The organism is Shewanella sp. POL2, assembly GCF_000282755.1.
Lineage (GTDB): Bacteria > Pseudomonadota > Gammaproteobacteria > Enterobacterales > Shewanellaceae > Shewanella > Shewanella xiamenensis.
Map to the genome: position 1 here is coordinate 24205 of NZ_AKZL01000039.1, position 18572 is coordinate 42776.

Consider the following 18572-nt stretch of genomic DNA (forward strand, 5'->3'; position numbering starts at 1 on the left):
ATCAGTTAATTACAACCACGTTCGCATCAGCTTAAGCTTGGGGATTTAGCTAAAATCACCGTCGGTTTTGCCTCAAGCTGCAAATGCACAATGGCATCGGCCAGCTTTTCAACGCTTAAGCGGATCGGCGCAGGTAAGCTAGCAAACTCGATACTAAGCAGCAGGTTTTTCACCTCAAGCCCTAACTCGGTATCGCCTTCAATGCTCAGTTTACGCTGGAAAAACAGCGTATCAGGGTCTTCTTTCGCCGCCGCAACCAACAATAATTCCGCAGACTTGGCACTAAACGTCACTTGGGCATCGGTCAGTTCACGCACCTGCCAACGGCCATCGAAACTCACTTCAAAATGCAGATTTAGATCTTCAACTCGAATCGCAACCCACTTACCTGCCAAAAAATCTAACTCGCCATCTTCGGCCTGCGATGCCAGCAACTGTGTTAGTAGCTGGCTTAGCACCTTAGCCTTGAGGCTAAAGGGCACTTTAGAGAGTGGTAAACGGATCAGTTTTGGGGTGAGTTCTAACAATTGTTTAGCAAGATTAGCTGAAAAAACAGCGGACATAAGCAGTTACCTAAGGATAAAAAACACTATATCTCCCAGTTTACCGAGATTTTATGATCTTAAACCTGTTTTAAATCAATTCACCGCCATTCAATCTTCCCTACACTCTGCCCCTGTTATTTTATCGGGAGCACCATTATGGAGTTGTTGTGTCCAGCAGGAAACCTGGCCTCGCTAAAGTCGGCGCTGCAGGCCGGAGCCGATGCTGTCTACCTTGGGTTAAAGGATGATACCAATGCACGTTCATTCGCGGGCTTAAACTTCACCCCTGCAAAATTACAGGAAGCCGCCGAGCTCACCCATCAGCGGGGCAAGAAAATCTTCCTCACCTTAAATACCTTTCCTAAGCCGAATGAGGAGCACCGTTGGTATCAAGCTATCGACTTGGCGGCCAGTATTGGCGTTGATGCCTTAATCGTTGCCGATCTGTCGCTGCTCGACTATGCCCACAGGCAATATCCGCATATTCCGCTGCATTTATCGGTACAGGCCAGCGCCACCAACTTGGGCGCACTGAGTTTTTATAAAGAGGCTTTTAATATCGCGCGGGTGGTATTACCCAGAGTGCTGTCGATGAAACAAGTACGCGACCTCGCCAAGGTCAGCCCTGTCGATTTAGAGGTCTTTGCCTTTGGCAGTCTGTGCATTATGGCCGAAGGCCGCTGCCACTTATCCTCCTATGTTACCGGTCAATCACCAAACACTGGTGGCTCTTGCTCGCCAGCGAAACACGTGCGCTGGCAGGAACAGGGCAAAGACAGATTGACCCGCCTCAACGAGGTCTTAATTGATAAATCAGGGCTCGATGAACAAATGGGCTACCCCGTGGTCTGTAAAGGCCGTTATCTCACCCAAGACGATGATAAACCGCAATATCTGCTCGAGTCTCCCACCAGCTTAAATACCCTTAGCTTGCTGCCTGAGCTTGCCAAGGCGGGCATAGTGTCACTCAAGATTGAAGGGCGTCAGCGCAGCCCTGCCTATGTAGAACAGGTGACTAAGGTTTGGCGCCAAGCGATTGATACCTATCTTCATCAGCCAGATAAATTCCAGACTCAGGCCCATTGGGAGCAAGCCCTCGCGAAAGTCTCCGAAGGCCAAATTACCACCTTAGGCGCCTACGAGCGTGACTGGCAGTAGCCCTAGCGATAACCACGAAGAAGAAACGATTATGAAAATTTCCCTCGGCCCACTGCTCTATTGCTGGGAAAAACAACAGGTCATCGACTTTTACCAGCAGGTGGCCAATAGTCAGATCCCGTTAGTTTATTTGGGTGAAGCCGTCTGTAGCCGTCGACGCGAACTCAAATTTGGTGACTATCTCGAACTGGCCAAAATGCTGAAATCTGCGGGTAAAGAGGTAGTGCTGTCAACGCTCGCCCTTATCGAAGCGCCCTCGGAATACACAGAGCTTAAACGTCAGGTCGATAATGGCGAATTTAGCATTGAGGCCAACGACATGGCGGCCGTGTATCTCGCCAAGGAGCACAAGCTACCCTTTGTCTGCGGCGCCAGCATCAATAACTACAACCGCGCCAGTTTAGATATTTTGCAGCGCTTTGGTATGCAGCGCTTTGTGATGCCGGTAGAACTGTCGAAGACTTGGCTTAGCCAAGTGATAGAGAACAAGCCCGCATTCGAAGTCGAAGTGCTCGGCCATGGCTACTTGCCGCTCGCCCACTCGGCGCGTTGCTTTACCGCTAGGCATCGACATTTGTCGAAGGACAGCTGCGAAACCGTTTGCCGCCAATACAGCAAGGGTTTACTAGCGCAGACGCAAGAGGCGCAACCTTTACTGAGGTTAAATGGCATTCAAACCCAGTCGGCCAGCTGTGTCGATTTACGCAGCGAAATCAATGAAATGATAAAGGTTGGCGTAGATGTGTTTCGGGTTTCGCCCAGCAGCGTAGCCTGTATCACTAAAGCCGATGCGCTGGTCGAGGCGTTAACTAGCAAGGCAACGGACGCTCAGTTTCCTCTTAGCGATGAGCACTGTAATGGCTACTGGTTTGGCGAAGCAGGGCTAAAATCCTTGGTCAGATAAAAGACATAGCCTACTTCACTCAAGCGTTTGCTGCTGGGTCAATGTGGGGATACATGATGGTGGCGTTAATAGCAGCGCCACCGTCCAACTTAATAGACTCCCAAGCCCAATCCATTCCAGCAATGCAGGCCACCATAAATCGGGCCTTGGCAATTGCAGTACCATTTCTTGATAGAAAGGTCTGTCTCCTTCCGTTAAGCCCAATGCTAACAGCGGCACATAGAGAAAAGTCATCATACTGAGCAATACCAACAGCGCTAATAATATCGTCAAGCGCTGACGGTGCTGCGAGCCGAATCCCACCCATAGTAGATAACAAATTGCACTTAAGCTGCCAAAGTAGAAAAACCATTTAAGTGCGAGGATATGCAAGTGATACACATTGACCGGAAATAGCCCAACACAGGCCAAGGCTAAAAACGTCAGTGCTAGAGCGCAAAAGAAAGGATACCCCCAAAACCCGCTTACAGTCTGTAGGGAGGAAAGACAATAAAAAACAACGCTTAAACTGCCAAAAAACAAACCGCCATTGAGCACCACGGCAAAGCTAGAATGGCCATAGGTTCCCAATTCACTCAGTGTATGATTTAAAAAATTGAAGGAGCGTGTTTCAGAGTAATCAAATCCGAATACTGCCACACAGATCCCCAGCATCAATCCAAAAATACCAAGGAAACCAAACTTAGTGGCAAGTGCCGAGCCCCTTGTTGCCATATTCATTTTTATAACAGTCATGGATAATTTAGCCAAACCAAAGTAGTACTAACTTACATGGAATTACAAAGAATTAAAGCGGCCCCTATCCTCTTTAGCGTAATATTTTATTTCATCACTATTCGCGATTTTTTAGTCATCGCAAAAACACTCCGAATTTAGTCATTTTTCAATAAAATATATGCAAATCCAAAGTTAAAAATGAATAAATAATCACAATAAATTCAATTATCGCTGTATCGTCCCAAAAGGTTAACCCATCATTGCCACCAGTGTTAGTTCGCTCACATTAAGTTAGCAACAACTGAAGCCCCGATACGATTCATGGACAAAAAAGCATCTAAAAGTGTATTTAGTGAAGATCCATTGAGAAAATTTTGAACAAAATATCACAAAAAAACCAATAACCCCAAGAGCAAAACAACTCAATAAACAATTCGCAACATGACAATGTAATCACTTGATTCAATAAAAATAAACCGCATCAAAACGTAATTTCGCACCCAAATCATTCATTAGAAATCGCCCAAATAACTATGCTATTTTGCTGCTTATCTCAAACAAATTTCCGAATCGTTTTACATGGCGGCGCTAAGCGAGTAATCTTCCCCCTTCTCGATTTTGAGTTGAATTAAAATGCACCTCACCCCAGCAAAGAATGCGGTTTTGAGAGAGCATTTATTCAAGTTTATTTGTGCGACTCGTACTTTAAGGTGTACACCATTGGCTACTGAACATAAAAACCGCAACATTAAGACGATACTCACCTTTATCGTCCCTTCGCTGATCGGTCTGCTGCTGTTTATGACCCCTATCAGCTATAACGATGCGATAACGATTCCCATCGCAATCATCTCTAAAGCACTGCAAAGCGTGTTAAGCGATGTATTAACCTTAATCGTGACTGTGATTGTTGTCGCCATGGCCTTTGCCTCTGTGCTGACAAAGTTACTCAAACCTAAGTTTGTGCTGAACAATCACTTCCTCAATGGTTTACTCAACATCAGCCCGCTGTGGCTTACCACCCGTGTCGTTGGCGCTGTCTTTATCGTGCTGACCTACTTTGGCATTGGCCCTGAAGCGATTAACTCCTCAAGTACTGGTGCCTTAGTGCTGAACGACCTGTTACCCGTACTCTTCTCGGTGTTTATCTTCGCCGGTATGTTGCTGCCACTGCTATTAAACTTCGGTCTATTAGAGCTATTTGGTACTCTGCTGACTAAAGTGATGCGCCCCGTGTTTAACCTGCCAGGTCGCAGCGCCATCGACTGTATGGCCTCTTGGTTAGGTGATGGTAGCGTTGGGATCCTGCTGACCAGCAAGCAATACGAAGCGCGTTTTTACACCCAAAGGGAAGCCGCGGTTATCGGTACCACCTTCTCGGCGGTGTCAATTACCTTCAGCTTAGTGGTGATCTCACAGGTGAAGTTAGAGCATATGTTTGTGCCCTTCTACCTGACTGTGTGTTTAGCGGGTTTTGCGGCGGCCGTGATTGTACCTAAGTTACCGCCACTGTCGTGGAAGAAGGATAACTATATCGACGATACGCCACGTCAACCCGATGATGAGATGATCCCCGCAGGACACGGCGCACTCTCTTGGGGCTTTGATAAAGCGCTCGAGAAAGCGGCCAGTGCTGGTGGTATCAAAGCCGTCTTAAATGAAGGTATTAAAAACGTTATCGATATGATATTTGGCATTCTCCCTGTAGTAATGGCCATTGGTACCACGGCGCTGATCATCGCCGAGCATACGTCCATCTTCAATTACTTAGGTATGCCGTTTATTCCGTTACTGGAACTGCTGCATATCCCTGAAGCGACCGAAGCCTCTAAAACCATCGTTGTCGGCTTTGCCGATATGTTTATCCCGTCGATTTTAGCCAGCTCTATCGAATCGGATATGACCCGCTTTGTGATTGCTGCCTTATCAGTCACACAGCTGATTTACATGAGTGAAGTGGGCGCGCTGCTGATTGGCAGTAAGATCCCAGTGAATTTTGTTGAGCTATTTGTCGTGTTCGTACTGCGTACCTTAGTGACGTTGCCAGTCATTGCTGGCGTGGCTCATTTGCTGTTCTAAGCGCAACATCACCTAAAATATCAAGGGGAGTCAGATTAACTGACTCCCCTTTTTTATACTGTCCAAACTCCACTCGTAACCACACAACTCAGTTTAAGAATAAAAGCAAAATAGCCATTTGATCTGCTCAACGAGTTTATTGTCATTGTTTCCCCAGTGACTCGCCGTGAATATATCCCTATAGGCTCGACGGCGACATCCATGTCGCCAACGGTCACTGATGCCCCAATGCCAATTTTAACTACCCATTTGCCGTATGTACGCAAAAAGCTAAGGGACAAAAGCGTGTCAGAACCTCGGCTGCATCAGGCGAATTTCGGATAAAAATTTCTATGGCGATAACGGCGTTGTAATCGGCAAAAAATTGTTGGCTAAAATTTTGTGAGGCACGAACAAAGCCAACGGTTTTTTGTTCGCGTTTACAACTTTGTTAGCTGTGCGCTGCGCGGTCATTGTAAATGTTATCGGCTCGTTCAAAAACAGCTCTGTGTTCATTTGAACATACCGCAACTTCAGCCCAAGTAATAACGGCGTCGAAATTCCTAACAGTAGTTGCTTTAGGCCTGTATTTCGATGAGCACAACCCTACAAGATAAACTTGATTCCAAGGTAGCTCACTACTCTGTATCATTTCTTTAGCAAGAACCATCTTTTCGATTTGATTAGGGCTAAATTTTTGGTTTGCTTTGGCCTCAACCAATACGATTGATTCATCAGAAAGAACAAACACATTATCGAATGTCTGTTTCTCAAACGACTTATCTTCACGACCAATATATCCCTCTTTCGCTAAATCTCTGAATAAACATATTTCATAGCCACTATCTATTATTTCAACACCACTATCCAAACCTAGCTTATTGATTAACAACGTTTGAAGCGGTTCACGATCGCTGACATACGCATGATGCAGAGATGAAGTAAAAAAAACTTCCGTTCTTGTTATTTCACTTAATTTTTTCATATACATTTGAGAAGCCATGAGATGAATTGCTATTGACACCTAACGTCTGAAATAAGCGGCGCGTGGTAGCGCGTCCGGCGCCGAAGGCGCGAAGTTAATTGATTTGTTAGGCATTATTTCAGCTTCCCTTCAAAGGCCAACAACTGCTCCGCCTTTATGATGATCCCTAAATTATTCGGAATTCCTGCAACAGCCACTGCTCGTTGTTGCGTTGCAACTGGAACAACTATTACATCACCTTGCACCGTATGTTGAGGTCCTGCGTATAACACCCCTAAAAGCTTTATCCTAGACCCCATCACAAGCGCATTACGAGTTTGGTAATTACCGATCTCAAACAGCAGAACAGGTGAGCCACTGGAGCCAGGAAAACAAGCCGCATCAATCAAAAACTCTTTCTTTCCGTTCCAATCTCTTTTGTAATCAGATGCCAAAACACCTTTTCTGAAAATTGGAAGGTTATTAGCCTTGTCCCATAATCCGTTAGGATAGCCAACCATTAAAATATTCTCTAACCCGAGCATATCGTTTAGATCGGCCTCTGTGGGAATAAGCTCCTTATCCAGAGTTATAAAATAAAACTGGGTGTTTGTTGCTTCAGCTTCCCGGATTAGCGGCGCTATAGGCATAACGCATAGGTCAACTTCATTATCAGGATGTGGTAGCCATCTTGCTTGAAAGTTATCAAGCTCAAATGATTTTGAGTTACCAATATCAGGACCACCTTCGGCATTTCTCAAGGTTAGGAGAAATCGACCTCTGGTTGCCCCTTCTATTACATGCTTGTTGGTTACGATAACAGGGATATGTTGATCACCGTTTTTATCCAAGCTATAGAAAAAGCCAGTACCAGTACCAACCCCACCACCTTTCATATCACATTCAATTCGTACAGTGCTATGAGCAAATTGCTCTGCGGGACTCAATTCCATGTGTATATCTCCTGATGCCTAACGCCTCTAACACCGGCTTGGTGAAGTTGGCGGCTTTTTTGCGCAAGCGAAAAAGGTGACAGCTTTACCAAGTCCGAGTGCTTTGACTTGTTATGCGTGAATGGCACGAAGCTCATTTACCAAGCCTTTATATTCTTTGCCCACCAAGCCAAGGTTTTGATGGAACCGAAAACCAGACTTCTTTATTTGAGCAGCGTCAAATGCTTGTCCGGCATGATTGGCAGCCTGCTCAGAGTTGCCACTTTCTGCGGAAATTATTGCCTTTGCTGCATGCCAACGAAAATGGTCAACTGGAAACATTAACCGCTCCTGATGTTCATCTAGGACTTGGTTGGCAGACTGATATAACTTAGAAAGTTTGTTCTCAACGATCACTAGCGGATAAAGAATATATGCATCGGTCTTTAAATTTGGAAATACCGACTCTCTTTCTAAAGCCTTGCCATAAGAGTTGATTGCATTTTCGAGCTCACCCTTAGCGATATATGCAGTTGCCATATCACAGTAAGCCTGAGCATGGTCGAAGTCATCGTTAAGCTCGAAGTATTGTTTGAGTAGCGAAAGTGCAATATCAGGTTCTGTACTGGCAATGGTGCAAGCCTGGATTCGCAAATACTGCTCTTTTCGACGAGCACGCTTTAGCTTCTCGAAGAACTTGCTTTCAATTTCTTCGCTCCACTCTTTGTTTCTATACCAGTCTTCGCTACTCACTCGGTATTTCCTTTACGCATAACATTTTATTCGTGCGCATGCGCGTTTACCTCGTTGGACCAGTGAAAACGCGCACGGTTAACTATCTGTATGCAAAGAACTTATCAGCTTTCTTCCAAATACACCATCTGGAAAAACGCGCATGCGCGTTTTCCAAACCTATTATCTAATCCATGTGATTTATATGTAATTGATTATAAATATATTTATTTGTATTCAAATGTGAAAACGCGCACAAAGTTAGGATGAAAATCATCATTTTTAAATATGACTGTATGCCTATCCAGCCTTTAGTCATCTGTATGAATTGCAAAAGTTGAGTTATTAAGGATGAAAACTTTTAGGCAAGAAAGTCTGCTTTTAGATGCACCACAGACAACTTGTTAAATCACTTTGGGGGCAAAAATGAGTTAACTCAATCTATCGACAGTCAATGCACCCAGAACGGAATCTTGTTGGGTTAACTCCAGCCTAATCCACTCTTTTGTCATCTGCATGTCACTTAAGCTTCATCATTCAGTCAAAGCCCGTCACTAATCTCTAAGGCAGTCAACAGCCGCATAGGGTGAATATGAGATGACTGGAGCTAATTACAGGGGACTTGATCGCACGCTTATCGACGCACTTAAGGCTCCCCGCAACGCTTCCCGTAACACTCCTTCCAACTCTTCCGACAATGCTCCATCCAGTGTTAACGCCACTTCCTTCTCAACCCCACATATTGCCAACGCCAGCAATGCCGCAAATAACCAAGCCATCACAGTTAACGCCCTCTGGTTATCGGATATCCATCTAGGTTGTAAGGATTGCAAAGCCGACTATCTGTTAAGCCTATTAAATACCGTGCGTTGTCAGCACTTGTATCTGGTCGGCGACATTGTGGATTTATGGGCGCTCAAACGCCGCCTGCACTGGCCCGAGAGCCACAATAAGGTATTACAAAAGCTGATTGAACTGGCACAAAACGGCACTCAGGTGATGTACCTGCCGGGTAACCACGATGAGCTAATCAAGCCCTATGCCGAACTGACGCTGCTGAATATCAAAATTGCTCGTCAACATATTCATCAGGGGATTGGCGGCCACAAACTATTAATGCTGCATGGCGATCAGTTCGATGCAGATGTTTGCGTTGGCCGCTTCTACGCTATCTTGGGCGATCACCTCTACGACTTACTGCTGTTTCTCAACCGCAACCTCCATCGCCTGCGTGAGCGTTTAGGTTACCCGTATTGGTCACTTGCCAGCTATATGAAATCACGCGTTGGCAAGGCGCAGACGGCTATAGCCCGTTTTCGCCAAGCCGTGGTGAATTATGCCCAGCACTATGATGTGGATGGCGTCATCTGCGGCCACATCCACCAGCCAGAGCTATCGGTTCACGCTCGAGATAACCAATACAGCACGCCGGATAAGCGCCAGATAATCTATGCCAATGATGGCGACTGGGTCGAAAACTGCAGCCTGATCACCGAAACCTTAAACGGGGAATTACAGCTCTGCCGCTGGAACGAGCAAAGCGTAAACCTCGATATTCTGAGCAGTATTGTGCTGGCGCAAACGCCACCCCAAGCGCCTGTTAACGCCCCCAAACCTATTCCACAAACGGCCACACACAGCCCCAAACAAGCAGAAATCCAACCAAGGGATGTCGCCTAATCATGAACCCATTAACACCTCATACCCCAAACGCCGAGTCATTAAACCCTAACACATTAAGCGCCAACGCATTAACGCAGAACGCAGCCATGCCACTGCCCGCCTTAAAAGCCAGTTCGATGATCTTTACCGTCGATAATGTGGTGGAGCAAAACCTGCCCGCCCTCAAGGACAAACCTTGGTTAGCCAAGCCGACTAAGGCCATGCTGCGCTACCTGTTGAATGAAAAACAATGTAACGAGATAGCCAATCAATTTGCCTATCTGCAAGGGGTCGATTTTGTCGAGCAAGTGCTCGCCAGTTTCGATTTTAGCTTTACCGTGCCCGCCAACGAGGTCGAAAATATTCCCTGCGAGGGCCGCGTGGTGATCTTCGCCAATCATCCGATTGGCTCCCTCGATGCCCTCGCCCTGATTAAACTCGTCAGCGAAATCCGTCCCGATATCAAGGTTGTAGCGAACGAGCTCCTGATGGCGCTCGAGCCTTTGCATTCGATCCTGCTACCAGTGCGCAATATGACGGGCGGCACGCCGAAACAGCACCTCGAAAAAATCCATCAGCATCTGCGCAATGAAGGCGCGGTACTGATTTTCCCGTCGGGGGAAGTCTCTCGCCTGCGTCCGAGCGGCGTGCGCGATACCCTGTGGCACTCGGGCTTTTTAAAGATGGCGATTTCCTGTAATGCGCCGCTGCTGCCAATCTTTTTGGATGCCAAAAACTCCGCCACCTTTTACGGCGCCTCAATGATTTATAAACCCTTAGCCACACTGCTACTGGTTAAGGAAATGTTTAAGCAGGCCAAGCGCAATATGCCTATCCGCATCGGCGAGCTTATCCCGAATGAAGCCGTGCGCTCGATGGATTTCCCGCTAAAGACCAAGATAAAACTGCTTAAAAATCATCTGTATCGCATCGGTAAAGATAAAGACCCGCTGTTTATTACCCAAAGCGCCATCGCCCACCCTGAGTCGCGCCGAGAGTTGCAGGCCGCGCTACAACAATGTGAACTCCTCGGTGAAACCCAAGATAACAAGTTGATTTATTTGTATCAGCATCAGGACAGCAACCCCATCATGCGCGAAATTGGTCGCCTGCGGGAAATTGCCTTTCGCGCCGTCGGCGAAGGCACGGGCAAGCGCCGCGATATCGATAAATACGATTCCTACTACCAACATCTGGTGCTGTGGGATAAAGAACAGTTTGAAATTGTCGGCGCCTATCGTTTCGCCAGCGGCGAGCAAGTGCTAAATCGCTACGGCGACAACGCCCTCTACAGCCAATCCCTGTTCCAATATGCCGACAGCTTTATGCCCTACGTCAAACAAGGCTTAGAACTTGGCCGCAGTTTTGTGCAGCCCAAATATTGGGGCAAACGCAGTCTCGACTACCTCTGGTTTGGCATTGGCGCCTTCCTCGCTAAACACCCTGAATACCGCTACCTGTTTGGCCCAGTGTCCATCAGCAATCAACTGCCTGGGAGCGCGCGGGAGATGCTAGTGCATTTCTACTCCAAGGAGTTTGCGCCAGCAGAGCAGCTCGCGGTATCCATGTCGCCCTTTGGACTATCCAAGCAGCGCAAATTGCAGTTGGATGAAATCTATTCGGGCGAGGATTACCAAAGCCACTTTAAGCAGCTAAAACAAATGCTGGCGAGTATGGGCGCCGCGGTGCCAACCCTGTACAAGCAGTATGGCGAGCTGTGTAAGCAGGATGGGGTGAAGTTTCTCGCCTTTGGTATCGATGCCGATTTTGGCGACTGTGTCGATGGCTTAGTCTTGGTCGATACCCATAAACTGAAAGGGAAAAAGTACCAACGTTATATCGGCGCCCATTTACCCGAAGACTTACGCAATCCTTTGATGGCTGAAGATGGATCCGACGAGCAGGATTAAGCATAATCCTGTTTAAGGTATTGGCTAAATAAACATCGGTCTGTTATAAGTATCTGTAATACAGTGCATTAAGGATACATATCCTTGTAAGGGTTTATCATGCCGATCATTATCGCCGATATTATGCGTACCCGAGTCGTCACAGTCGAAATGGACGATCGTTTAACCGTGGCGAAGGAGATTTTCGAGCAGGCAAACTTCCACCATCTGCTGGTGGTGGATGAATATAAACTCGAAGGCGTACTGTCGGAGCGCGACTTGCTGCGTGCTATCAGTCCGAATCTGGGCAGCAGCGCCGAAACCTCGAAAGATCTCGAAACCCTACAAAAACGCGTCCATCAGGTGATGACCCGTAATCCGGTGACCGTAGCGCCACATGTGTCGCTCGATGTCGCCAGCCGTACCTTGCTGGAACACAATATTGGCTGTTTGCCAGTACTCGATAATGGCGATCTGGTCGGGATTGTGACTTGGAAGGATTTACTGCGAGCCTATTGTGAACACAATGAGGTGAATGAAAGCGAGTGCTAACGGCACTCGCTTTCGACTTTATAGAGTAACCTAGATTGCCCAGCCACCCATATAAAAGGCCACCAGGCCCAGTGTAATGGCGAGCACGCCTAACTTAAGCTGACGGATTTCACCGCTAAAAATACGGCCAACCACTAAGGTCACAAAGCCGAGCATAATACCGGTCACAATGTTACAGCTGAGGATGATGAACACGGCGCAGGTTAAGCCCGCCATCGCATCGACCTTGTCGTTAAAGTCCAGCTTAGTCACATTGCTGAGCATCAATAGCCCCACATACATCAGCGCTGGCGCCGTCGCATAGGCAGGCACCAAATAGCTGAGCGGCGCTAAAAACACCATCAGCAGGAATAATCCGCCCACTATGGTCGCGGTTAAGCCCGTCTTACCGCCCGCCGCCGTACCCGCCGCCGATTCGATATATACGGCCGCAGGAGCGCCACCAACGATACCCGCAAACATGCTGCTGACAGAATCTGACGTTAATGCCTTGCCACCGCCGACGATATTATCGTCTTTATCCAGCAGATTGGCTTGCCCCGCAACCGCGCGGATGGTGCCCGTGGCATCAAAAATCGCCGTCATCACCAGCGCCAGCACAATCGGTAATACCACAGGATTCAAGGCGCCCATAATATCCATTTGACCAATCAGCGAGTGCTCAGAGGTAAAATCAGGCACGGCGAATAAACCTTGGAATGTCACGCTTGGATCAAACACTAAACCGAACAGGGACAGGCCGATAATCACCAATAAAATCCCGCCGGGTACGCCGCGACGCTCTAAACCAATAGTGGCCGCTAAGCCCAGCACGGTGGCGATAACGGGCAGGCTGTTAATGTCGCCTAACTTCACTGGCAGACCCGCGTCATTGGCCACAATCAACTGCACACTGTTAGTGGCAATTAAGAGTAAAAACAAGCCAATACCTATACCTGTACCATGGGCAATCCCCTTGGGTAGGTTTGCCAGCACCCATTGACGCACGCCCGTGACACTCACGACGGTAAAAATCACCCCCATCCAAAAGATGGCGCCTAAGGTGACAGGGATACTCATGCCCTGACCTAACACCAAGCCGAAGGCGGTAAAGGCGGTGAGTGAAATCGCACAACCAATGGCCATGGGCAGATTCGCCCAGAGTCCCATCAGCAGCGAGCCAAAGGAGGCAATTAAACAGGTAGCGACGAACACGGCACCGGGGTCGAATCCGGCTTTACCTAACATATTGGGTACCACAATCACTGAGTACACCATAGCGAGGAAGGTGGTTAACCCTGCAATCACTTCTTGGCGAACTGTGCTACCACGTTGTTGAATTGAAAAAAAACGGTTCAGAAATGAACCAGAGGGTACGGCTGTTGAACTCAATTGCTCAGACATATCTTGTTATACCTTGTGATCTCTTAAAATAGGGTCGATACCAATTGGCTTTACCATTGGCGACGCCGGCTGCGGCAGATTAGAGCCCCAAATCCAATGACTTGGGTGAGAGATCCACATCATTCTCCTACATCGGGAAAAATCCATGATCTGCAAGCAGTGACGCTTTGCCCAGTTAAAATCACTTTAACCATGCAAACGCAGCCTTTGTTGGCCGCGGATAATACTGTAAACGCCGCCAGATAGCTAAGACCTCGCCTGCACTTCAGTAAATAATTAGCCAAAAAAGTCAAAATCAGTGTTTAAAAAAACACCTAAACTGCATATCAAACTGCCGATAGCGATCACAGAAATAAGATTAACGCTCTGTCAGTAAAACAAAAAATGATGAGACTTTTAAAATTTTCATAATTTTTCATATATTGTCAAAGCCCATTCATCCCAACAGGCAAGTCCATTCACATCTCCCCTTTATAGTGCTCCCATCAAAAATCGCTTTCGAACGGAGCTCTTCCCAATGACAAAGCCCACTATGCAAACATCGGATAAGTCCTCACGCAGCAATGAGTTAAAGGCGCTGGGATTCATCATTTTCATACTCTTTCCCGCACTGACTATCGCGGGGATCAGTCTCTACGGTTTCATCATTTGGATGATCCAAGCCTTCGGCGGCGTTGTCGGCCACTAATTCACTGATACTTTGAGGACGCTATTATGAAGTGGTTAATCAACCTCTGCCGCACGCTAAATAAACCCACCAAAGCGCTGACCTTAGGCGCTGTCAGCATCAGTGCTTTTATCATGGGCATCATCTTCTGGGGCGGATTTAACACCGCATTGGAAGCCACCAACACCGAAGCCTTCTGTATCAGCTGCCACAGTATGGAAAGTAAGCCCTACCAAGAGTTACAGGAAACTGTGCATTGGTCGAATCACTCTGGTGTGCGCGCCACCTGCCCCGACTGCCACGTGCCCCACAACTGGAGCCGTAAGATTGCCCGTAAGATGGAAGCTTCCCACGATGTCTGGGGCTGGTTATTCAATACGGTCAACACCCCTGAAAAATTTGAAGCTAAACGTCTCGAAATGGCGAGCCGCGAATGGAAACGTTTCGATCGCGACAATTCTCTGGCGTGTAAAAACTGCCACAACTACAACTCGATGAAGTGGGAAAGCATGTCACCGCTGGCGCAAAAACAGATGAAACGCGCCGCCGAAATTGACCAAAGCTGTATCGATTGCCACAAAGGCATTGCTCACCATCTACCTGAAATGGGCACGGCCCGTGCACCTGAACTCATCGCCGAAGTCGGCGCTGGCGTCAGCTCACTGGAAACCAACCAAACCTACTACAGTGCCCTAACTAAGCCACTGTTCTTTAGTGAAAAAGGTGACGTTGAAGCCGGTACCTTAAACGTCGCGACTAAAGTCAAAGTGCTCGAAACTAAAGGTAAGCGCATCAAAATTGCTATCGATGGCTGGCGTAAGAAAATCGGCGCAGGCCGCGTGATCTACATGGACTTTGGCGTAAACATTCTGTCGGCACAGTTAAGCAAAGATGCAGCAGAAACCGAAGGTGTTATCCAAACCTTTGAAGAGAAAGAAGACCCAATGACAGGCCTGAAATGGCAACGGGTTGAAGCCCAAATCTGGACCGATAAAGATTACCTGCTCACCGAGCTGCAACCACTCTGGGGCTATGCCCGCGATACCTTCCGCTCAAGCTGTAGTGTGTGCCATACCCAGCCAGATGAAGCGCATTTCGATGCCAATACCTGGCCAGGCATGTTCCAAGGCATGTTGGCCTTCGTGAACATGGACCAAGACACTCAAGCGCTGGTGCAGAAATATCTGCAAGAACATTCGTCAACCTTCGTGAAAAAAGAGCACTAATTCGGGAGTAATACCATGAACAGAAGAGACTTTTTAAAAGGCTTAGCCTCAACCTCTTTCGTTGCTTTAGGTGGCAGCTCAGTGTTAGCGCCCTTAAATGCGCTCGCCAGCACAGGCTTAAATGAAGACGAATGGCTGACCACAGGCTCACACTTTGGCGCCTTTAAAATCAAACGTAAAAACGGTGTAATTGCCGAGGTCAAAGCCTTCGATTTAGATAAATATCCAACGGATATGATTAACGGTATCCGCGGTATGGTCTATAACCCATCCCGCGTGCGTTACCCTATGGTTCGCTTAGACTTTTTACTGAAAGGCCATAAGAGCAATACCCAGCAACGGGGGGATTTCCGCTTCGTTCGCGTGACCTGGGATAAAGCATTAAAGCTGTTTAAACACTCACTCGATGAAATCCAAACCCAATACGGTCCATCGGGCTTACACGCAGGACAAACAGGTTGGCGCGCAACCGGGCAACTGCATTCCAGCACCAGCCATATGCAGCGCGCGGTGGGGATGCACGGCAACTATGTGAAGAAAATCGGAGACTACTCCACCGGTGCAGGCCAAACCATTCTGCCATATGTATTAGGCTCAACCGAAGTGTATGCCCAAGGCACCTCTTGGCCGCTGATCTTAGAAAACAGCAACACGATTGTGCTCTGGTCAAACGATCCTTACAAAAACCTGCAAGTGGGTTGGAACGCTGAAACCCATGAGGCCTTCGCGTACCTCGCGCAATTAAAAGAGAAGGTCAAACAGGGTAAAATCCGCGTGATCAGTATCGACCCTGTGGTCACCAAAACCCAGGCTTACCTTGGCTGTGAGCAGTTATATGTCAACCCACAGACTGACGTAACCCTGATGCTGGCGATCGCCCATGAGATGATCACCCAAAAGCTACACGATGAAAAATTCATCCAAGGTTACAGCTTAGGTTTCGAAGAGTTTGTACCTTACGTGATGGGCACTAAAGATGGTATCGCCAAAACCCCTGAGTGGGCGGCGCCTATCTGCGGTGTTGAACCACACATTATCCGCGATCTGGCAAAAACCTTAGTTAAGGGCCGTACCCAAATCATGATGGGTTGGTGTATTCAGCGCCAACAACACGGTGAGCAACCTTACTGGATGGCCGCGGTACTCGCGACCATGATAGGCCAAATCGGCTTACCCGGCGGTGGTATTAGCTATGGTCACCACTACTCCAGTATTGGTGTGCCGGCGACCACAGCTGCAGCTCCGGGGGCTTTCCCACGTAACTTAGACGAGAATCAAAAACCGCTGTTTGACAGCACAGACTTTAAAGGCGCAAGCAGCACGATTCCCGTTGCCCGCTGGATTGATGCGATTCTCGAACCCGGCAAAACCATTGATGCCAACGGTTCTAAAGTGGTGTATCCCGATATTAAGATGATGATTTTCTCGGGTAATAACCCATGGAATCACCATCAAGACCGTAACCGCATGAAGCAAGCCTTCCAAAAGCTTGAATGCGTGGTCTCTATTGATGTGAACTGGACAGCCACTTGTCGTTTTTCCGACATCGTGTTGCCAGCTTGCACCACCTATGAGCGTAACGATATCGACGTATACGGCGCCTATGCTAACCGCGGTATTTTGGCGATGCAGAAGATGGTCGAGCCGCTGTTTGAAAGTTTGTCAGACTTTGAAATCTTCACTCGCTTTGCCGCGCTGATGGGTAAAGAGAAAGAATACACCCGCAATATGAGCGAAATGGAGTGGATAGAAACCCTCTATAACGAGTGTAAAGCCGCGAATGCGGGTAAGTATGAGATGCCAGATTTTGCCACCTTCTGGAAGCAAGGTTATGTGCACTTTGGTGATGGCGAGCTGTGGACACGCCACGCCGACTTTAGAAACGATCCTGAAATCAATCCACTAGGCACGCCGTCTGGCTTGATTGAAATCTTCAGCCGTAAGATTGAACAGTTCGGTTATGACGACTGCCAAGGCCATCCCATTTGGATGGAAAAAGCCGAGCGTAGCCATGGTGGCCCAGGTTCGGACAAATATCCAGTGTGGCTACAATCTTGCCATCCGGATAAACGTCTGCACTCACAGATGTGTGAGTCGAAGGAATACCGCGAAACCTACACAGTCAATGGCCGCGAACCCATCTATATCAGCCCTGTGGATGCCAAAGCGCGCGGCATTAAAGATGGCGATATAGTGCGCGTCTTTAACGACCGTGGCCAACTGTTAGCGGGCGCCGTGGTATCGGATCGCTTCCCTAAAGGTGTAGTGCGAATTCATGAAGGCGCATGGTATGGCCCAGTGGGTAAAGATGGCAGCGTCGAAGGCGGCGCCGAAATCGGTGCCCTGTGTAGCTATGGCGATCCAAATACTCTGACCTTAGACATTGGCACCTCGAAGTTGGCGCAAGCCTGCTCAGCCTATACTTGTCTGGTCGAGTTTGAGAAATACCAAGGCAAAGTCCCTAAGGTCAGCTCCTTCGATGGTCCTATCGAAGTCGAAATCTAACTGAGCCCACAAGGCGTGCGCCTAGTCAACTAGGCGCATTCCACTGTTAATCTTGAGGAATATGCAATGAGCAACATCGATATCAATCATGCCAGAGCCTTAGTGTATCAGCTGCTGTCTTCTCTGTTTGCCCGTGAAATTGATGAGCAGCGCCTTAAGCAACTCACCAGTGAGCAAGCGCAGCAATTCTGGACACAACTGGGTTATGCGCCCGAGTTTAGTGCGCCAGTCGTCAGCATACAGAAGGTACTGAATGGCTTAACGAGCGATGAAGCCTTGCTCGAACTTGCCGCCGATTATTGCGGTTTATTCCTCGTAGGCACAAAACACAGCGCCTCGCCCTATGCCAGCCTGTACTTGAGCCCCGAGGAAGAACCCTTGCTATTTGGGCAGCAGCATCAACAAATGAGCGAGTTTTTTACACCAGAGCAAACTGCAAGTGCAGAGTCACTTCCCTGAGCCTGCCGATCACTTAGCCGTGATCCTCGCCTATATGGGACACTTAGCTTGCCACAGTGAAGATGCAGCCCAATTAAGCTTCCTAAACGCTTGTATAGATTCATGGTTAGCCAAGTTTGTCGCCAAGGTCGTTGAGTGCGATAGCAAGCACAGCAATGGCTTTTACAGTGCTCTTGCCACGCTGGCATTGGCTTGGGTCAAGCAAGATAAACAACTATT

General features: G+C 47.9%; 15 protein-coding genes and 1 pseudogene. 10 read left to right on the top strand and 6 right to left on the bottom strand.

Annotated features, from left to right (window positions below; all coding sequences use genetic code 11):
* Positions 1-26: 26 nt before the first annotated feature.
* The gene (locus tag SHEWPOL2_RS12120) at positions 27-563 is read right to left on the bottom strand and encodes an SCP2 sterol-binding domain-containing protein (protein WP_037428553.1); all 537 of its coding nucleotides are present in this window, start codon (positions 561-563) and stop codon (positions 27-29) included.
* Between the two features lie 138 nt (positions 564-701).
* Here SHEWPOL2_RS12120 and SHEWPOL2_RS12125 point away from each other — a divergent pair, with 138 nt between their 5' ends.
* Complete coding sequence (locus SHEWPOL2_RS12125; RefSeq protein ID WP_037415373.1) at positions 702-1703, top strand: peptidase U32 family protein; 1002 nt, start codon at positions 702-704, stop codon at positions 1701-1703.
* A gap of 31 nt (positions 1704-1734) precedes the next feature.
* Positions 1735-2607, top strand: coding sequence for a U32 family peptidase (locus SHEWPOL2_RS12130; protein WP_037428577.1), 873 nt, complete (start codon positions 1735-1737; stop codon positions 2605-2607).
* Positions 2608-2622: 15 nt separating this feature from the next.
* Here SHEWPOL2_RS12130 and SHEWPOL2_RS12135 read toward each other — a convergent pair whose 3' ends face one another.
* Positions 2623-3342: a DUF998 domain-containing protein gene (locus SHEWPOL2_RS12135; protein WP_037428556.1), complete on the bottom strand. Its 720-nt coding sequence runs from the start codon at positions 3340-3342 to the stop codon at positions 2623-2625.
* Positions 3343-4044: 702 nt separating this feature from the next.
* On the opposite strand from SHEWPOL2_RS12135, the gene SHEWPOL2_RS12140 reads away from it, so the two are divergent.
* Positions 4045-5403, top strand: coding sequence for a YjiH family protein (locus tag SHEWPOL2_RS12140; protein ID WP_037415367.1), 1359 nt, complete (start codon positions 4045-4047; stop codon positions 5401-5403).
* A gap of 430 nt (positions 5404-5833) precedes the next feature.
* Here SHEWPOL2_RS12140 and SHEWPOL2_RS12145 read toward each other — a convergent pair whose 3' ends face one another.
* The 3 genes from SHEWPOL2_RS12145 to SHEWPOL2_RS12155 form a co-directional block, all read right to left on the bottom strand.
* The gene (locus tag SHEWPOL2_RS12145; protein ID WP_140906908.1) at positions 5834-6385 is read right to left on the bottom strand and encodes a hypothetical protein; all 552 of its coding nucleotides are present in this window, start codon (positions 6383-6385) and stop codon (positions 5834-5836) included.
* 95 nt (positions 6386-6480) lie between these two features.
* Positions 6481-7299 carry a serine protease gene (locus SHEWPOL2_RS12150; protein WP_037428560.1) on the bottom strand — a complete coding sequence of 273 codons (819 nt, stop codon included), beginning with the start codon at positions 7297-7299 and terminating at the stop codon, positions 6481-6483.
* Positions 7300-7410: 111 nt separating this feature from the next.
* Positions 7411-8031: a hypothetical protein gene (locus tag SHEWPOL2_RS12155; RefSeq protein ID WP_037428562.1), complete on the bottom strand. Its 621-nt coding sequence runs from the start codon at positions 8029-8031 to the stop codon at positions 7411-7413.
* Between the two features lie 576 nt (positions 8032-8607).
* Between SHEWPOL2_RS12155 and SHEWPOL2_RS12160 the strand changes: the two genes are divergently transcribed.
* From SHEWPOL2_RS12160 to SHEWPOL2_RS12170, 3 genes are all read left to right on the top strand, one after another.
* A complete protein-coding gene (locus SHEWPOL2_RS12160; protein ID WP_037428564.1) occupies positions 8608-9690 on the top strand; it encodes a UDP-2,3-diacylglucosamine diphosphatase in 1083 nt (360 codons plus the stop codon).
* An 89-nt stretch (positions 9691-9779) separates the two neighbouring features.
* Positions 9780-11582, top strand: coding sequence for a lysophospholipid acyltransferase family protein (locus tag SHEWPOL2_RS12165; RefSeq protein ID WP_086024031.1), 1803 nt, complete (start codon positions 9780-9782; stop codon positions 11580-11582).
* A 99-nt stretch (positions 11583-11681) separates the two neighbouring features.
* Positions 11682-12113: a CBS domain-containing protein gene (locus SHEWPOL2_RS12170; RefSeq protein ID WP_037415302.1), complete on the top strand. Its 432-nt coding sequence runs from the start codon at positions 11682-11684 to the stop codon at positions 12111-12113.
* Between the two features lie 30 nt (positions 12114-12143).
* On the opposite strand, the gene SHEWPOL2_RS12175 is transcribed toward SHEWPOL2_RS12170, so the two are convergent.
* The gene (locus SHEWPOL2_RS12175; protein ID WP_037428568.1) at positions 12144-13496 is read right to left on the bottom strand and encodes an NCS2 family permease; all 1353 of its coding nucleotides are present in this window, start codon (positions 13494-13496) and stop codon (positions 12144-12146) included.
* A 517-nt stretch (positions 13497-14013) separates the two neighbouring features.
* Here SHEWPOL2_RS12175 and torE point away from each other — a divergent pair.
* The 4 genes and pseudogenes from torE to torD all read left to right on the top strand — a co-directional run.
* Positions 14014-14184: a trimethylamine N-oxide reductase system protein TorE gene (torE, locus tag SHEWPOL2_RS12180; protein ID WP_011071462.1), complete on the top strand. Its 171-nt coding sequence runs from the start codon at positions 14014-14016 to the stop codon at positions 14182-14184.
* 26 nt (positions 14185-14210) lie between these two features.
* Complete coding sequence (gene torC / locus SHEWPOL2_RS12185) at positions 14211-15389, top strand: pentaheme c-type cytochrome TorC (protein WP_037428571.1); 1179 nt, start codon at positions 14211-14213, stop codon at positions 15387-15389.
* Between the two features lie 15 nt (positions 15390-15404).
* Positions 15405-17894, top strand: coding sequence for a trimethylamine-N-oxide reductase TorA (gene torA / locus SHEWPOL2_RS12190; protein ID WP_037428574.1), 2490 nt, complete (start codon positions 15405-15407; stop codon positions 17892-17894).
* A 66-nt stretch (positions 17895-17960) separates the two neighbouring features.
* Positions 17961-18572: pseudogene (torD, locus tag SHEWPOL2_RS12195) on the top strand (molecular chaperone TorD); the annotation flags it as partial.